This is a genomic window from Cryobacterium arcticum (assembly GCF_003185895.1).
In the GTDB taxonomy this organism is placed as follows: Bacteria; Actinomycetota; Actinomycetes; order Actinomycetales; family Microbacteriaceae; genus Cryobacterium; species Cryobacterium arcticum.
Window position 1 is genome coordinate 1 of sequence record NZ_QHLY01000008.1, and the last position, 17,500, is coordinate 17,500.

The following is a 17,500-nucleotide window of genomic DNA, read 5'->3' on the forward strand; positions in this document are numbered from 1 at the left end:
AGCTGACCGGTACTAATAAGCCGATAATTTGATAACACAACAGTTTGAATAAGCTGCAAGCGTCCACTATGTGGTTCTCGATGTACGGTCGAGAACAAATAACTAAATACTTATGTATAAATTTGTTCGATTCACCAGCATCACCAGGTGTTTCGGCGGCTATAGCAAGAGGGAAACGCCCGGTCACATTCCGAACCCGGAAGCTAAGACTCTTTGCGCCGATGGTACTGCAGGGGGGACCCTGTGGGAGAGTAGGACACCGCCGGACTTAACTTAGCAACACCAGAAAAGCCACCCCACCGGGGTGGCTTTTCTGCGTTTAACCCCCACCCCTCGACGCCTAGCCCATCCGCCGGCCNACCCGTCTCGAGGTCGCACCATCCGCTGGTCGAGCCTGTCGAGACCCCGCGAGATCGCCTACCCACCGCAACCCACGCCCGTCACCCAGTCTCGACACGCTCGACCACCGAGACGGGCGCGACCCACACACATCCGCGAACCGTGAGAAAAGCACCAGAACACACGGCTTTTCGGGGCTTACCTCACAGCTCGCGAACCACGGCAACCCGCGCGACGACCCCCGAGGGCGCACCACCCGCCGGTCGAGCTCGTCGAGACCCCGTGAGGCGGCCTACCCACCGCAACCCACGCCCGTCACCGGGTCCCAACAAGCTCGACCACCGAGGCGGGCGCGACCCACACACATCCCGCGAACCGTGAGAAAAGCACCAGAACACACGAGTTTTCGGGGCTTACCTCACAGCTCGCGAACATAACGTCGAGAGTCGCGCGACGACCCCGCAAGACCCACCCTCCGCTGGTCGAGCTTGTCGAGACCCCGCGAGACGGCCTCCCCACCGTCACCCACACCCGTCACCCGGTCTCGACACGCTCGACCGCCGAGGCGGGCGCGAGCCGCAGGCTAGAGTCGGGTGCGCGACGCGGGCACCGACCTCGTCAGGGTGCCGATGGGGGTGCCGGCCTCGTTCAGGATAGTCAAGGTGTCACCCTGCCTGGTGGCCGTCGCGGCCTGGCTCAGCCAGGTGTCCACCCCCTCGCAGTACATCATCGTGGAGGCCAGCTGGCCGAACTCCACGGCGTCACCCTCTGCTTTCCAGCCGCCCATCAGGCGGTTGCAGCCATCCGTGCCGGCCAGCCTGTGATCGTCGAGGAACTCCAGGTAGGGCTTGCCACGGATGCCGGCTACACCCCAGACACCCACCCAAGCCGTCTCGTCGGTCGCTGAATCACCCGTTCCCATCGCGCTAGAGTATGGCGACCGCCGACCGGGCGCAAACGACTTCGATGATCCAGGAGTACATCAGTGACGAACCGACAGGGTGTCTGGCCGACCGCCGAACTGCACGTGCACATCGAGGGCACCCTCGAGACCGAGCTGCTCGTGGCCCTGGCCCGTCGCAACAACGTCGAGTTGCCCAGCTACGACCCTGACGCCTTGCGCGAGCTCTACCGATTCACCGATCTGCAGTCGTTCCTCGACATCTACTACGCCAACCTGGCCGTGCTCCGCACCGAAGCCGACTTCTACGATCTCGGCCTGGCCTACCTCACCCGCGCCGCAGCCGCCGGGGTGCGCCGGGCCGAGATCTTCTTCGACCCGCAGACCCACCTGGCCAACGGCATCCCGCTTGCGGTGGTATTCGGCGGCCTCACCCGGGCTCTCAACGAGGGCCGCGAGAACCTCGGCATCTCCGCCGACCTCATCCTCTGCTTCCTGCGCCACCTCGGTGGCGCCGAAGCCCTCGCGACCCTCGACGCCGCGATCCCCTACCTCGACCAGCTCATCGGCGTGGGCCTCGACTCGGCGGAGGTGGGCTTCCCGCCCTCGCTCTTCACCGAGGTCTTCGCCAAGGCCGCCGCACTGGGCTTGCACCGGGTCGCCCACGCCGGCGAGGAGGGCGGACCCGACTATGTGCACGAGGCGCTCGACCTGCTCGGGGTGGAACGGGTCGACCACGGCATCCGTTCGGTCGAGGACGACCATTTGCTCGAGGTGCTCCGGGAGCGTCGGATTCCACTCACGGTCTGTCCGCTCTCGAACGTCTGTCTGCAGGCGACGCCGACTCTTGCCGCGCATCCGCTGCCGGCGATGCTCGATGCCGGCTTGATCGTGACCATCAGCAGCGACGACCCCGCGTATTTCGGCGGCTACATCGACGACAACCTCGCCGCCGTGCAGCAGGAGTTCGCCCTGAGTCCCGAACAGATGGCCCAGCTCGCGCGCAACTCGTTCCAGGCAGCCTTTTTGCCGGATGCTGAGAAACGCCGGTACATCACGGCCGTGGACGAGCACCTCGAGGAGGTGCTGCGACTACTCTCGTGAGCATGACCAATCCCACTTCGAACGTGCAGCAGGACCTCGGCGCGGAAGTTGTGGCGCTCGTCGAGAAGTGGCTGGCGGCAAGCCAAGACATCCCCGCTGACATCTCGGCCGAGCGCCTGGCCGGAGTGCTGAAAGATCCCAACGGCCTGGACTTCACCGTGGGCTTCGTCGACGGTGTGATGCGGCCCGAAGACGTGATGGTCGCGGGCTACAACCTGCAACGGGTGGCCAAGCTGGCCCCCGCCTTCCTGCCTCCCGTGCTCCGCGGCGCCATCGGCGTCGGCGGCGTGATGGGGCCGGTCTTGCCCTGGGTGGTCATCCCGGCAGCCCGCAAGGTGTTACGGCAAATGGTCGGCCACCTGGTGGTGGATGCGACGCCGGACAAGCTCGGGCCCGCGATCGAAGCCCTGCGGGAGTCGGGCAACCGGCTCAACATCAATCTGCTCGGGGAAGCCGTCCTGGGCGAGAAGGAGGCGCTGCGGCGCCTGGCCGGCACCCGCGACCTGCTGGCCAGGGACGACGTGGACTACGTGTCGATCAAGGTCTCCTCGATCGCCAGTCAGCTCTCGATGTGGGCGTTCGACGAAGCCGTCGACCGCGTCGTCGAACGGCTCACCCCGCTGTACGAGCTGGCTGCCGCAGCACCGACGCCCAAGTTCATCAACCTCGACATGGAGGAGTACCGCGACCTCGACCTCACCATCGCGGTGTTCGAACGTATTCTCGACCAACCCAAGCTGCTCAACCTCGAAGCCGGCATCGTGCTGCAGGCCTACCTGCCCGACGCGTTGGGCGCGCTGCAGGGCCTCACCCAGTGGGCGCAGTCCCGCCGGGCCGGGGGCGGTGCGCCGATCAAGGTGCGCGTGGTGAAGGGCGCCAACCTCGCGATGGAACACGTGGACTCCGTGGTTCACGGCTGGCCGCTGGCCACCTACGACAGCAAGCAGGACACCGACACCAACTACAAGCGGGTGCTCAATTGGGCGCTCACTCCGCAGAACACCGATGCTGTGCGCATCGGTGTCGCCGGCCACAACCTGTTCGACGTGGCCTACGCTCATCTGCTCGCCCAGCAGCGCGGGGTGGACGACCGGGTCGACTTCGAGATGCTGTTGGGCATGGCCACCAGCCAGGCCGAAGCAGTGAAGAAAGACGTCGGCCAGCTGCTGCTGTACACGCCGGTGGTCAACCCGGCCGAGTTCGACGTGGCGATCAGCTACCTCATCCGCCGGCTCGAGGAGAACGCCAGCGAGGAGAACTTCATGTCGGCGGTGTTCGAACTGGCCGACACGCCTGCCCTGCTCGAGCGGGAGAAACAGCGCTTCCTCGACTCCCTTGCCGCGCTGGAGACCGGGCCGGGTGCGCAGGCCGGCAGCAGCCGGGCCCCGCTTCCGAACCGGATGCAGGACCGGTCCGTTGTTGTGCCGCTGGCGCCCGAAGCCCCGTCGGGTCCCGCGCTGACCACCCCGCCGGCCGACGCCGACGACCCCAACCTCACCGCAATGGTGCTCGGCCTCACCCGCGGCTCGGTCAGCCGCAGCCGGTCAGAGCTCGGCGCCTTCCGCAACGAACCAGACACCGACCCGTCCCTGCCGGCGAATCGTGCCTGGGGGCGCAGCATCCTGGCCAGGGTCGAGACCTCGATGCTCGGCAAGGACACCATCGCGGCCGCCCGCATCACCGAGACCGATCGGCTCGACGAGGTCATCGCCACCGTGACGACCGCCGGCGAGGCCTGGGGCCGCAAGACCGGTGCAGAACGCGCCGCGGTGCTGCACCGCGCCGGTACCAACCTGGCCGCCCACCGTGACCGCCTGATCGAGGTGATGGCCTCCGAAACCGGCAAGACCATCGCCGAGGGTGACCCGGAGGTGAGCGAGGCGATCGACTTCGCCCACTACTACGCCGAGCGCGCCCGCGACCTCGATATGGTGCAGGGCGCCGTCTTCGTACCCGCCAGGCTCACCGTGGTCACACCGCCGTGGAACTTCCCCGTCGCCATTCCGGCCGGGGGCGTCCTCGCCGCCCTCGCTGCCGGTTCCGGCGTGATCATCAAGCCAGCCACGCTCGCGCAGCGCACCGGAGCGGTGCTGGTGGAGGCGCTGTGGGAAGCCGGTGTGCCCAGGGACCTGCTCGCGCTCGTCGACCTGCCCGACCGGGAGCTCGGCAGCCGGCTGCTGGCGCACCCCGACGTCGACCGGGTGATCCTCACCGGCGCGTACGAGACCGCGCAGACCTTCCGAGGTCTGCGCTCCGACCTCCCGTTGTTGGCCGAAACCAGCGGCAAGAACGCCATCATCGTCACTCCCTCCGCCGACCTCGACCTCGCAGCGGCAGACGTGATCAAGAGCGCGTTCGGCCATGCCGGCCAGAAATGCTCCGCCGCCAGCCTGGTGATCCTGGTCGGCTCTGTCGGCCGCTCGATGCGATTCCTCGGCCAGCTGGTGGATGCGGCGACCTCGATGCGGGTGGGCCGCCCGGCCGACCCCGACAGCCAGATGGGCCCCATCATCGAACCCGCGAACGGCAAGCTGCTGCACGCGTTGACCGAGCTGGGTGCCGGAGAGAAATGGCTGGTCGAGCCCAAGTTGCTTGACGACGAGCTGGAGACGGGCGTTGGGCAGCTGTGGTCGCCCGGCATCCGCAGCGGCGTCGCACCCGGCTCCTATTTTCACCTCACCGAGTTCTTCGGTCCGGTGCTGGGAGTGATGCACGCCCGCACGCTGGAGGAAGCCATCCGGTACCAGAACGCCGTGGACTACGGCCTGACCTCCGGGCTGCACTCCCTCGACGCCGACGAGATCGCACAGTGGGTCGACACGGTTCAGGCCGGCAACCTCTATGTGAACCGCGGTATCACCGGCGCCATCGTGCAACGCCAGCCGTTCGGCGGCTGGAAGCGGTCGGCGGTGGGCCCCGGCAGCAAGGCCGGCGGCCCCAACTACCTGTACGGGCTCGGCGGCTGGGTCACCGACCCCGGCAAGAACAGCTCGACGCTGCACCTGCGTGGCCTGGAGCAGCGCATCACCGATCTCATCGAGGCCTCCCAGCCGTCGCTGCCCTACGAGGACTTCGACGTACTGCGCCGGTCCGCGCTCAGCGACGCCCTCGCCTGGCGGGAGGAGTTCGGCGCCGTCGCCGACGTTTCCGGCCTCGGCCTGGAGCGGAACCTCTTTCGGTACTGCGCCCTGCCGGTCACCATCCGGTCGGGTGAGGACGGCAACCTGGCCCTCCTGCTGCGCGTGATCGCCGCAGGCCTGCTGTCCAAGTCCCGGTTCGTGGTGTCAAGCGCCGTGCCGATCCCGGCCGCCGTGCGCGCCGTGCTCGCCCCCCGGGACATTCCCCTGGTCATCGAGAGCGACGAGGAGTGGCTCGCGCGCGCGGCCGCCGGCGGGGTCAGCACCAGCCGGGTGCGGTTGATCGGCGCCGACCCGGTCGCCGGTGCCGCCGACGCGGCCACGGCCTTCGCCACCGCCCTGAACGGCAGCCCCGACATCGCCGTCTACGCGCATCCGGTCACCCAGTCCGGTCGGGTGGAGTTGCTCGCGTTCCTCCGTGAACAGTCGATCTCGATCACCGCCCACCGGTTCGGCAACCCCAGCGCCCTCACGGATGAGGTCATCTAGCGCCATAATGGCTGCGGCCGGAGGCGAGGTGATGGTGTGCAGGCACCCAAGTGGTTACGACTGCGGCGGGAAGCCTGGGGCTTCATCGTCGGGTCGGCGCTGTTCATCCTCGGTGCCGTGCCGGCCTACCTCGGCGCCGTGGGCGCCGTGGCCGACAACGCCACCTTCTTTCTCGGCTCGCTGTTCTTCACCGCGGCGGCCTACATCCAACTCGCCCTCAGCGGGCGGAGACCGCCGCGCACCACGACCAACCGGCCGGACCGGTTCGACTGGTGGGCGGCAGCCATCCAGTTCGCCGGCACGCTGTTCTTCAACCTGAGCACCGGCACCGCATTGGTGGCCAGCCTCGCCGCAGGCGAGCGCACCGGGTGGCGCCCGGATGTCTACGGGTCGGTCTGCTTCCTTGTCTCCAGTGCGCTCGCCGTGGGGGCCACCACCGGCCGGGACGCGCTCTGGGACCCGCACGCCCGCACCTGGCGGAGCACCTGGCTCAATCTGCTCGGCTCCGTCGCCTTCGGCGCCGCGGCGGTCGGCGCCATCGTCGTGCCGGCTACCGGACAACCGTTTCTGCCGAGTTGGGCTACTGTCGGCACCATCGCGGGCGGCGTCTGCTTCCTGGTCGCCGCGGTCCTCACCCGGCCCGGCACGCCGCGCCTGACCTGATGGGATAAACGTGCTCGCGCCCGATGACCGCGTGAGCCGGGTAAAGGGCTGATAATGGAGGGTAGCCGTGGCGGATTTCACTGGGAAACTGGTCGCTTCGAGCATCAGCTACCTCACGGTTGCCACTCAGACTGCTGAGAGAAAATCGATAGGACACGATTTGTCGCCACTCAAAACTCGACAGGGGACCCCGTTGGACGGAAACGCAACGACGATGCATCACAATGTCGCGCTGCTCTCGGTCGCCACGACCATCGCTCCCCGCATCACGACGTCTGAAGACATCGACCGTCGCCTGCAGCCTGCCCTCAAGCGGCTGCGCCTGCCCAAGGGTTTGTTGCAGCGGGTCGCCGGCGTGCACGAGCGCCGCAACTGGGCCGAAGGCCAGGCCTTCGACGATGCCGCCGTCTCGGCCGGCAAGCGGGCCCTGGCCGAAGCCGGCATCGACCCCAGTGAGGTGGGGTTGATGATCAACACCTCGGTCACCCGTAAGCATCTGGAGCCGTCGGTCGCCGTGCGCATCCACCACGGCCTTGGGCTGCCCTCTTCGGCCACGAACTTCGACATCGCCAACGCCTGCCTCGGTTTTGTCAACGGCATGACCCTCGCTGCCCAGCTGATCGACTCCGGTCAGATCAAGTACGCGGTGATCATCGACGGTGAGGATGCCGACGAGATCCAGACCAATACCATCGAGCGTCTCGGCCGTCCCGACATCGGGCGCAAGGACTTCATGAGCGAGTTCGCCAGCCTCACCCTCGGTTCCGGCGCTGCCGCGGCCGTGCTCGGCCGGGCCGACGCGCACCCGGAGGGCCACCGCATCCTCGGCGGCGTCACCCGGGCCGCCACCCAGTTCAACGACCTCTGCGTCGGCAGTGTCGACGGCATGTTCACCGACGCCAAGGCGCTGCTCAAGGGCGGCATGGAGCTGGTGGTGTCGGCCTGGACCGAAGCCAAACGTGACTGGAGCTGGTCGAACATGGACCGCTACATCCTGCACCAGGTGTCGGATGTGCACACGAACGCGATCGTCAAGGCCACCGGCCTCGACCGCACCCGGGTACCGCTGACCTATCCCACCTACGGCAATGTGGGCCCGGCGTCGATCCCGATCACGCTGTCCCAGGAAGCCGCCAAGCTGGAACGTGGCAATCGGGTGTTGCTGATGGGCGTTGGCTCTGGCCTCAACACGGCCATGATGGAGATCCAGTGGTGAGTTACCGGCTGCCGCGCGTCGCGACGGCCCTCGCTCCGGCGAGCCTGCCGCCCAGCGGCCTGCCCGGCCTCGACCCGGCCTGGTCACGCATTGTGGATGTCGTCGAAACCGGTGGGCTCGCGGACGGCGCAACCCACGCCTGGCACCTGCTCGACAACGGCGAACAACTGGCCGCCCTCGGCGTCGAACCGGTGGGAACCGTGCTCTGCGTGCACGGCAACCCCACCTGGTCGTACCTCTGGCGCGACCTCGTGGCCCAGGCCACGGCGGCGGCCGCCGCCGGACAGCCCGCCTGGCGCGTGATCGCCGTCGACCAACTTGACATGGGCTTCTCCGAGCGCACCGGCGTTGCCCGGCCCCTCGCCCGGCGGGTGCGGGATCTCGACGATCTCACCCGTACTCTCGGCCTCTCCGGGCCCGTGCTCACCTTCGGCCACGACTGGGGTGGCGTGGTCTCGCTCGGCTGGGCCGTCGACCACCCCGAGCTCCTGGCCGGGGTTCTGCTGCTGAACACCGCCATCCACCAGAGCGAGACCGAGCCGATCCCGGCCCCGTTGCGGCTGGCACTCGCCCGCGGCATGCTCAGCACCGGTACCGTGCTCACCACCGCCTTCCTCGACACCACCCTCGCGCTCGGCCACCCCGCCCTGCCCACTGCGGTCAAGAACGGCTACCGTGCGCCGTACCGCAGCATGGCCCGCCGCGGCGGCATCGGCGGTTTCGTCGCCGACATCCCGGTGGACGCCGAGCACGACAGCCATGCCGAACTCGACCGCATCGCCGAGTCGCTGCGCTCGCTGAGTGTTCCCACCCTCATGCTCTGGGGCCCGCGCGACCCGATCTTCAGCGACCGGTACCTCGACGACCTCATCGACCGGATTCCGCATGCCGATGTGCATCGCTTCGAGGGCGCCGGACACCTTCTGGCCGAAGACGTCGACTACGCCGGTGCCGCGTTGACCTGGCTGTCGGGTCTCGACAAGCTCGACCAGAGATCGGTCGAGCCTGTCGCGCTGGTCGAGCCTGTCGCGCTGGTCGAGCCTGTCGAGACCCAGCCCCTCTGGCACTACCTCGACGAACTGCACGACAGCGACGAGACCGCCCTGGTCGACATGGCCCCGTCCTCGGGCGACGGCCCCCGGGTGGTCAGCTGGCGCCTGCTCTCCCGACGGGTGCGCGAAATCGCCGCCGGCCTGCACCAGATCGGCGTGCAGAAGGGCGACCGCGTCTCGCTGCTCGTGCCGCCCAGTGCCGACCTCACCGCGGTGCTCTACGCCTGCATCCGTCTGGGTGCGATCGTGGTTGTCGCGGATGCCGGACTCGGCCTGCCCGGCCTCACCCGCGCGGTGCGCGGCGCCAGGCCCGACCACATCATCGGTGCCCTGCCGGGCCTGATGGCCGCATCCGCCCTCGGCTGGCCCGGCCAGAAGATCTCCACCAACCGGCTGCCCTTCGCCAGCCGCAAGGCCCTCGGGGTCTCCTATGCCCTCGCCGACCTCATCTCGCTCGGCCGCGACGAAGAACTGCCAGAGCCGCCGCTGCCCACCGATGTGGCCGCGGTGCTGTTCACCTCCGGCTCCACCGGTCCGGCGAAGGGCGTGGTCTACACCCACGGTCAGCTCGCCGCGGTGAGTCGCGCCCTGCACAACCAGTACGGCGTCGGCCGCGGCACCGGACTCGTCGCCGGGTTCGCCCCCTTCGCGCTGCTCGGGCCCGCCCTGGGCGCCCGCTCCGTCACTCCCGACATGGACGTCACGGCGCCCAAGACCCTCACCGCGACCGCCGTCGCCGCCGCGGTCTCAGCCATCGACGCCACCGTGGTGTTCCTGTCGCCGGCCGCCCTGGCCAACGTCGTGCGCACCCAGGGTGCCCTCAGCCCGGCCGACCGCGCCGCGCTCGCCGGCGTGAAGAGCTTCCTCTCTGCCGGCGCGCCCGTCTCCGAGCCGCTGCTCGCCTCGGCCGCCGCCCTGATGCCCGGCGCCAGCGCGCACACCCCCTACGGCATGACCGAGGGCCTGCTGATGACCGACATCACCCTGGACGGCATCCGTGAGGCCGCCCTCGACGACGTGGCCCGCGGGCCCGGTGGGGTCTGTGTCGGCCGTGCCGCCGCCACGACGCGGGTGCGCATCAGCGCCCTCGACGAGAACGGCCGTGCCGTCGGCGAGCTCTCGGAGGCCGCTGGGGTGACCGGGGAGATCGTGGTCTCCGCCCCGCACGTGAAGGACCACTACGACAGGCTCTGGCTGACCGACCTGGCGGCGACCCGGCAGGTCACCCCGGGCGAGCGCTGGCACCGCACCGGCGACGTGGGCCACCTCGACGCCGCCGGCCGGCTCTGGGTCGAGGGCCGGATGCCGCACGTGATCACCACCGCCGCCGGCGTGGTCACGCCCGTCGGTGCCGAGCTCGCCGTGTCGGCGCTGGCCCAGGTCAGCCGCGCCGCTGCCGTCGGCGTCGGGGCGGCCGGCACCCAACAGGTTGTCCTGGTTGTCGAGACGATTCCCGCCGCCACCCGGGTCAGCCTGGCCGAACCCGATCTCGCCGAGGACGTACGCATGGTCGCCGGCCATCCCGTCGCGGCCGTGCTGGTGGTTCCGCATCTGCCCACCGACATCCGCCACAACTCGAAGATCGACCGCACCCGCCTGGCCGGCTGGGCCCACGGCATCCTGACCGGTGCGCGACTGACGCAGCCATGAGGGTCTTGGTCACGGGCGCCAGCGGCTTCCTCGGCCGGGCCGTCGCGGCCGCGATCGTGGCGGCCGGTCACGAGGTGCGCTGCTTACAGCGCCGGCCGAGCGGGGTGACGGGCGCCACCGACGTGCTCGGCACGATCACCGACCCCGCTGGTGTGGCCGAGGCCGTCGCCGGAGTCGACGCCGTCGTGCACCTGGCCGCCAAGGTGTCGCTGGCCGGGTCGCCCGCCGACTTCGAGACCGTGAACGTGGGCGGAACCCGCACCCTGCTCGCCGCCGCCCGCGCCGCCGGCGTCGGCCGTCTCGTCTTCGTCTCGTCGCCGTCTGTGGCGCACTCCGGCGCATCCATCACCGGCAGCGATGCCGAGCCGGCCGATCCCGCCCGAGCCCGGGGCGACTACGCCCGCACCAAAGCCGCCGCCGAACTGCTGGCCCTCGCCGCCGACTCCGCCGAACTGCGCGTCGTTGCGGTGCGGCCGCACCTGGTCTGGGGCCCGGGCGACACCCAGTTGATCGCACGCATCGTGGAGCGTGCCCGGGCGGGACGCCTGCCATTGCTCGGCCACGGCGCCGCGCTGATCGACACCACCTACATCGACAATGCCGCCAGTGCCATCGAGGCCGCTCTAGAGCGGGTGGATGCCGTGCACGGCAACAGCTACGTCATCACGAACGGCGAGCCGCGGCCGGTCGCCGAGCTCCTCGCGGGCATCTGCGCCGCGGCCGGAGTCGCAGCACCGGCCTGGAGTGTGCCGGCGAGTGTGGCGCGCACGGCGGGATCCGTCATAGAGGCCGCCTGGCGGGTGTTCCCCGGGCAGGACGAACCGCCGATGACCCGGTTCCTGGCCGAGCAGCTCTCCACCGCGCACTGGTTCGACCAGCGCCGCACCCGCGCCGACCTGCACTGGACCCCCGCGGCCACCCTTGACGAGGGCCTGGAGCGCCTCGCGGCGCACTATCGCTCCCTCTGAGCCTCACCGGGGTTGCCCACGTCCGGTTCGGGGCGGCATACTCGGCGCTATGGACTTTCGCGCCGTCATCGAACAATCCGGTGCCACCGCCACCGGCATCCCCGTTCCCGACGAGGTCGTCGCCGGCCTCGGCCCGGGCAAGAGGCACGCCATCACCGTGACGATCAACGGGCACAGCTACCGCAGCTCGGTGGCACCGTACCGGGGTAAGTACATGATCGCCCTGAGCGCCGAGAACCGCAGCCTGGCCGGCGTCGCCGGCGGCGACGAGGTGGACGTGACCGTTGAGCTCGACGACCAGCCGCGCACCGTCGACGAGCCCGAAGCCCTGCGCGCCGCACTCGACGCGGACCCGGCCGCGCGGGCCGCCTTCGCTGCGCTGTCGTTCAGCAACCAGCGCCGGCACGTGAGCGCCATCGAGGGCGCCAAGACCGACGCCACCCGGCAGCGCAGGCTGGATGCCGCGCTCGCCGAGCTGCGTGGCGCCTGAGCCAAGGTCAGCCGGTCAGGCCCAACGCCGCCCGCACGATGGCCAGTGCCTCGTCGGCATCAACGCCGAGTGACCTGGCCCGTTCGGCATAACTCACGGCCGCCAACTGCACCTGTCGGTGCGTCGCATCCCCGGTCGCGGCGACGAACGAACCGAGCCGCCCGCGGGTCTCGATCACCTCGTCCTGCTCCAGAGCGCGGTAGCTCCGGGCCACGGTGTTGGGCGCGAGGTTCAGGTCTTCGGCCAGCCGGCGCACGGTCGGCAACTTGTCGCCGGCCACCAGCCTGCCGGAGCGCACCGCGTCGATCACCTGCATCCGGATCTGCTCGTACGGCGGGGTGGTCGACTCCGCGTCGATCTGGAGACTCAGGGCTGCCATCGCGGCGTTACTCCGCGCCGCGATGGATCAGCCGGGTGAGCACGATGGCGCTGCGGGTGTGGTCGACGTTCGGCGCCAGACGCACCTTCTCCAGCGCTGCTTCCAGGCCCGGGATGTCACGGGCGCGGATGTGCACGATAGCGTCGGCGCTGCCGGTGACGGTGCCGGCATCCACCACCTCCGGCACACCGGAGAGGATTCGCAGCAACTCGTCGGGGGCGACGGTGCCTCGGCAGAACAACTCGACGTAGGCCTCTGTGCTCATTCCGTCGATCGACGGGTCGACCTGAATGGTGAAACCGCGGATCACCCGGTCGGCGACCAGTTTGTCGACGCGTCTCTTCACGGCGGAGGCGGACAGGCCCACCACCGAACCGATGTCCCCGTATCCCGCCCGGGCGTTCTGGCGGAGAAGGTCGAGAATGCCGCGATCGAGGTTATCCATCCATCGAGTCTACGCGCCGAAGTTGCGTGAATTTCGGCGGCAACGCGTGTTCCATGCGCGAATTCGCAGGAAACGTCGATTCATGCTGTGTGAGACTAGAACCGGCGTCCCGGCACGATCAGTTTCACCGACCGTCCGGGCTCTCGAGAGTGACCTGGTCCGCCACCCATCCGCGTCCGCCGCGCCTGCGCAGGCGGATCGCTTACAGAGGAGCTCCAGTGTCCATTGATGTCGCCCCAGACGAGCAGACCACGCCGGCCGTCATTACTCGCACGCCGGTCAAGCGCACCATCCTGATGTGCAAGCCCGACTACTTCACCGTGGTCTACCGGATCAACCCGTGGATGGACCCGGCGCTGCCGACCGACACGAGTCTCGCCGTTGCCCAGTGGCAGACCCTCTACGACACGTACGTCGGCCTCGGCTTCGACGTGCACCTGATCGACCCCATCGACGGCCTGCCCGACATGGTCTACGCCGCTAACGGCGGTTTCGTGATCGACGGCATCGCCTACGGCGCCAAGTTCACCTACCCGCAGCGCCAGCCGGAGGGGCCCGCGTACATGGACTGGTTCGGCGCCAATGGCTTCGACGTGCGTGAGCCCGTCGAGATCAACGAGGGCGAGGGAGACTTCCTCCTCGTCGGCGACGTCATCCTGGCCGGCACCGGCTTCCGCAGCGCCTCGAACAGCCACGAAGAGGTCTCGACCATCTACGGCCGCACGGTGATCACGCTCAAGCTGGTCAACCCGAGTTTCTACCACCTCGACACGGCCATCGCCGTGCTCGACGACACCAACATCGCCTACCTGCCCAGCGCGTTCGACGAACCCAGCCTGGCCATCCTGCGCAGCCGCTACCCGGATGCCGTCATCGTCACCGAGGAAGACGCCGCGATCCTCGGTCTCAACTCCTACTCCGACGGCTACAACGTCGTGATCGCCGCCAAGGCCAAGGACTTCGAACGCCAACTGACCGAACGCGGCTACAACCCGATCGGGGTCGACCTGTCCGAGCTCCTGCTCGGCGGCGGCGGCGTGAAGTGCTGCACGCTGGAGCTGCGCCGATGAGCGCCCTGACCGAGCAGGTGGGCCTGACCGACCAGACCGCCGCCATCGCCCAGGAGAACGCGCACGCCGCCCACAACTACCACCCGCTGCCCGTTGTGGTCGCCTCCGGCGACGGCGCCTGGGTCACCGACATCAACGGCAAGCGCTACCTGGACTGCCTGGCCGCGTACTCCGCGGTCAACTTCGGTCACTCCAACCCGGTGCTGCTGGACGCCGCGCGCGCCCAGCTGGGCCGGATCACCCTCACCAGCCGCGCCTTCCACAACGACCAGCTCGGCCCGTTCGTGACCGCGCTGGCCAAGCTGAGCGGCAAAGAGATGGTGCTGCCGATGAACACCGGCGCCGAAGCCGTGGAGTCGGGTATCAAGGTCGCCCGTGCCTGGGGCTACCGGGTCAAGGGCGTCGCAGACGGACAGGCAAACATCATCGTGGCCGCCGGCAACTTCCACGGCCGCACCACCACCATCATCAGCTTCTCCGACGACGAGTCCGCCCGCGCCGACTTCGGCCCGTTCACCCCGGGCTTCCGCACCGTGCCCTATGGGGATGCCGCGGCGTTGGAGGCAGCCATCGACGAGAACACCGTGGCGGTGCTGCTCGAACCGATCCAGGGCGAGGCCGGCATCGTCGTGCCCCCGGCCGATTACCTCCCGGCCGTGCGCGAGATCACCAGCCGGCACAACGTGCTCTTCATCGCCGACGAGATCCAGTCCGGGCTCGGCCGCACCGGCGCCACCTTCGCGGTGGAACTGGCCGGCGTCGTGCCCGACCTCTACCTGCTCGGCAAGGCCCTCGGCGGCGGCATCGTGCCGGTGTCTGCCGTGGTCGGCAATGCCGACATCCTCGGCGTGCTGCGCCCGGGTGAACACGGCTCCACCTTCGGCGGCAACCCGCTGGCGGCCGCGGTCGGCCTGGCCGTGGTGAACCTGCTCGCCACCGGCGAATACCAGCAGCGGGCGCGGGACCTGGGCGCCCACCTGCACGACCGGCTGCTGGGCCTGGTCGGCCATGGGGTGCTCGAGGTTCGCGGCGCCGGACTCTGGGCCGGCATCGATATCGACCCGGCGCTGGCCAGCGGCCGCGCGGTCTGCGAAGCGCTGATGGAACGCGGTGTGCTCGCGAAAGACACCCACGGCTCCACCATCCGTCTCGCTCCGCCGCTCGTGGTCTCGGCCGACGACCTGGACTGGGCCGTCGATCAACTCGCCGCGGTGCTCGAGGAGCTCGCCCCGGCCTAGCGCCGGGCGCCACCGCCGAGTTGCCCCGTTCCGGTCGAGTTGCCCCCGTCTGCCGGGGCAACTCGTCCGGGCAGGGGCAACTCGGCGCTGGGGAGGGCTACCGAACGGCCTGCGCGGCCAGCGGGTCGAGGCGGCCCAGCCGGGTGAGTTGGGTCACGTGCGCGGGTTCGAGTTCCTCGAGTGAGTTGACGCCCAGTAGCCGCATGGTGCGGGCCACCTGGTCGGAGAGGATCTGCACGGCCTTGTCGACTCCGGCCTCGCCGCCGGCCATCAGGCCGTACAGGTAGGCCCGGCCGATCATGGTGAACCTCGCGCCCAGCGCCACGGCGGCCACGATGTCGGCGCCGCTCATGATGCCGGTGTCCAGGTGCACCTCGAGGTCGTTGCCCACCTCGCGGGCAACGCTGGGGAGCAGGTGGAACGGGATGGGGGCCCGGTCGAGCTGGCGGCCACCGTGGTTCGAGAGGGTGATGCCGTCAACGCCGAGGTCGGCGAGTTTCTTCGCGTCTGCCAGGTTCTGCACGCCCTTCACCACCATCTTGCCCGGCCACTGTGCCTTGATCCAGGCCAGGTCTTCGAAGGTCACAGTGGGGTCGAACATCGTGTCGAGCAGCTCGCCCACGGTGCCGCTCCACCGGTCCAGGCTCGCGAAGGCCAGTGGCTCGGTAGTGAGGAAGTTGATCCACCACTCCGGCCGGGGCAGCGCGTTCACCACGGTGCCGAGCGTGAGCTGGGGCGGAATGGAGAACCCGTTGCGCTTGTCGCGCAGTCGTGCGCCGGCCACGGGCACGTCCACCGTCACCAGCAGAGTGTCGAACCCGGCCGCGGCGGCCCGGTCCACCAGCGCCATCGACCGGTCGCGGTCCTTCCACATGTAGAGCTGGAACCAGTTACGGCCGTGCGGGTTGGCCGCTTTGACGTCTTCGATCGCGGTGGTGCCCATGGTCGACAGCGAGAACGGGATGCCGGCCTTGGCGGCGGCGTGCGCGCCCGCGATCTCACCCTCGGTCTGCATCATGCGGGTGAATCCGGTCGGCGCGATACCGAATGGCTGGGCAACGGGCGCACCGAGCACATCCCAGCCGGTGGACACTGTCGAAACGTCGCGCAGAATCGACGGGTGGAACTCGATGTCCTCGAACGCCTGGCGGGCGCGCTGCAGCGAAATCTCGCCCTCCGCGGCGCCCTCGGTGTAGTCGAACGCGGCCTTGGGCGTGCGGCGTTTGGCGATCGCGCGCAGATCACCGATGGTGAGGGCGGAGTCGAGGCGACGCTTCTTCGCGTTCAGCTCCGGCACCTTGAACTGCATGAGGGGGGCGAGGTCTTTGATCTTGGGTATGCGGCGGTCAACCATGGGAAAGTCCTGTTCTCGGCGGGGAGGGGGCGTCGGATCGTGGGCGGTCGGTCGGGGTGGTTCGGGGGCAGTCGGTCGGTTAGTGCGCGACCGGATGCAGCCGCGTCTCGGCGTAATAGCCGGAGATGTGGGCGTGGACCAAGGCGTGGGCTTCGGCCGGGTCGGCGGCTTCGATGGCCGCGAGGATGCCGCGGTGCTCGGCGCGCAGCCGGGTTGAGGTCGTCGGCCACGAGGCCAGCCGGGCCACACCCGCCAGCACATAGCCCTCGATGGCGTTGCGGAGACCGGCCATGGTGGCGATCACCACCTGGTTGCCGCAGGCCTCCGCCAGCGACAAGTGAAAGGCGGCGTCGAGAGCGAGGAACTCGTCTTCGCTCAAGTCTTGCGAGTCCATCGCGTCGAGCAACTGCAGGCACGGACCGAGGTCATGGCCCCGCCGGTCCGGGTGCAGGAGGGCGTCCGACAGCACGGCCTCGGCGAGTTCGGCGGCCACCGCTGTCTCGAGAACGAGCCTGGTCTTCACGATGTCGGCCACCGGGAAGCCCTGGGCCGCGACCTGCAGTCGCATCAGGACGGACATTCCGCCACCGGGCAGCGCCACGATGATCGCGCCGGCGGTCGGGCCGGAGCCCACATTCGTGCGCACCAGGCCGAGTACCTCGAGCACCCGGAGGGCCTCGCGCACACTGGAACGACCAACGCCCAACTCGGCGGCCAGCGCGCGCTCGCCGGGAAGACGGTCGCCGGGTTTCAGCCTGCCGCCGAGCAGGTCGTCCTCGATCCGGGCCAACACGATCTCCCAGGCGCGGCGTTCCTCGACGGTCACGATGTCCTCCTCCATTGGCGGGCTGTGGGTCGGTGCTCTGGGCTGGGTGGTGCTGTGGGTTGGCCGAATGCTCTAGCGGGTGCGTTACGGCGGTGGTACACAGTACTGGTGTGGTCTGACCACAGAGCCTACGTGACCCGGCAGCTCAGCACCACCCCTCCTCCCCAGCGGGCCGCGCG

Annotated in this window: 14 protein-coding genes and 1 rRNA gene; 10 read left to right on the top strand and 5 right to left on the bottom strand. The window is 69.2% G+C overall.

All coding sequences use genetic code 11. From position 1 onward, the window contains the following. Positions 1 to 151: 151 nt before the first annotated feature. Positions 152 to 268 (top strand): 5S ribosomal RNA (gene rrf, locus CTB96_RS07560). 654 nt (positions 269 to 922) lie between these two features. Here rrf and CTB96_RS07565 read toward each other — a convergent pair. Further along, positions 923 to 1,261 carry an META domain-containing protein gene (locus tag CTB96_RS07565; protein ID WP_110126329.1) on the bottom strand — a complete coding sequence of 113 codons (339 nt, stop codon included), beginning with the start codon at positions 1,259 to 1,261 and terminating at the stop codon, positions 923 to 925. Positions 1,262 to 1,324: 63 nt separating this feature from the next. Between CTB96_RS07565 and CTB96_RS07570 the strand changes: the two genes are divergently transcribed. The 7 genes from CTB96_RS07570 to CTB96_RS07600 all read left to right on the top strand — a co-directional run bounded on the left by CTB96_RS07570 (position 1,325) and on the right by CTB96_RS07600 (position 12,009). After that, a complete protein-coding gene (locus CTB96_RS07570; protein WP_110126330.1) occupies positions 1,325 to 2,344 on the top strand; it encodes an adenosine deaminase in 1,020 nt (339 codons plus the stop codon). A gap of 2 nt (positions 2,345 to 2,346) precedes the next feature. Next, entirely contained in the window at positions 2,347 to 5,970 is a 3,624-nt protein-coding gene (locus CTB96_RS07575) for a proline dehydrogenase family protein (protein ID WP_110126331.1), read from the top strand. A gap of 36 nt (positions 5,971 to 6,006) precedes the next feature. Beyond that, entirely contained in the window at positions 6,007 to 6,633 is a 627-nt protein-coding gene (locus tag CTB96_RS07580) for a hypothetical protein (protein ID WP_110126332.1), read from the top strand. A 214-nt stretch (positions 6,634 to 6,847) separates the two neighbouring features. Next, entirely contained in the window at positions 6,848 to 7,849 is a 1,002-nt protein-coding gene (locus CTB96_RS07585; protein ID WP_110126333.1) for a 3-oxoacyl-ACP synthase III, read from the top strand. Next, entirely contained in the window at positions 7,846 to 10,551 is a 2,706-nt protein-coding gene (locus CTB96_RS07590; RefSeq protein WP_110126421.1) for an alpha/beta fold hydrolase, read from the top strand. Before CTB96_RS07585 ends, CTB96_RS07590 begins: the two co-directional genes overlap by 4 nt. After that, entirely contained in the window at positions 10,548 to 11,519 is a 972-nt protein-coding gene (locus tag CTB96_RS07595; RefSeq protein ID WP_110126334.1) for an NAD-dependent epimerase/dehydratase family protein, read from the top strand. Before CTB96_RS07590 ends, CTB96_RS07595 begins: the two co-directional genes overlap by 4 nt. Positions 11,520 to 11,568: 49 nt before the next feature. Continuing rightward, entirely contained in the window at positions 11,569 to 12,009 is a 441-nt protein-coding gene (locus CTB96_RS07600; protein WP_110126335.1) for a YdeI/OmpD-associated family protein, read from the top strand. Positions 12,010 to 12,016: 7 nt separating this feature from the next. On the opposite strand, the gene CTB96_RS07605 is transcribed toward CTB96_RS07600, so the two are convergent. Together CTB96_RS07605 and CTB96_RS07610 are read right to left on the bottom strand one after the other, a co-directional pair. Next, entirely contained in the window at positions 12,017 to 12,388 is a 372-nt protein-coding gene (locus CTB96_RS07605) for a GntR family transcriptional regulator (RefSeq protein ID WP_181397184.1), read from the bottom strand. A gap of 7 nt (positions 12,389 to 12,395) precedes the next feature. Further along, positions 12,396 to 12,833 (bottom strand): Lrp/AsnC family transcriptional regulator, encoded by a 438-nt coding sequence (locus tag CTB96_RS07610; RefSeq protein WP_110126336.1) that lies wholly within the window; start codon positions 12,831 to 12,833, stop codon positions 12,396 to 12,398. A gap of 224 nt (positions 12,834 to 13,057) precedes the next feature. Here CTB96_RS07610 and ddaH point away from each other — a divergent pair, with 224 nt between their 5' ends. Both ddaH and rocD read left to right on the top strand, forming a co-directional pair. Beyond that, on the top strand, positions 13,058 to 13,903 hold the full coding sequence (gene ddaH / locus CTB96_RS07615) for a dimethylargininase (protein WP_427846474.1): 846 nt from the start codon (positions 13,058 to 13,060) through the stop codon (positions 13,901 to 13,903). Then, positions 13,900 to 15,141, top strand: coding sequence for an ornithine--oxo-acid transaminase (gene rocD / locus CTB96_RS07620; RefSeq protein WP_110126337.1), 1,242 nt, complete (start codon positions 13,900 to 13,902; stop codon positions 15,139 to 15,141). Before ddaH ends, rocD begins: the two co-directional genes overlap by 4 nt. A gap of 97 nt (positions 15,142 to 15,238) precedes the next feature. Here rocD and CTB96_RS07625 read toward each other — a convergent pair whose 3' ends face one another. Further along, positions 15,239 to 16,495, bottom strand: coding sequence for an alpha-hydroxy acid oxidase (locus CTB96_RS07625; protein ID WP_110126338.1), 1,257 nt, complete (start codon positions 16,493 to 16,495; stop codon positions 15,239 to 15,241). A 79-nt stretch (positions 16,496 to 16,574) separates the two neighbouring features. Next, positions 16,575 to 17,321 (bottom strand): FadR/GntR family transcriptional regulator, encoded by a 747-nt coding sequence (locus tag CTB96_RS07630; protein WP_248283271.1) that lies wholly within the window; start codon positions 17,319 to 17,321, stop codon positions 16,575 to 16,577. Positions 17,322 to 17,500: the final 179 nt, after the last annotated feature.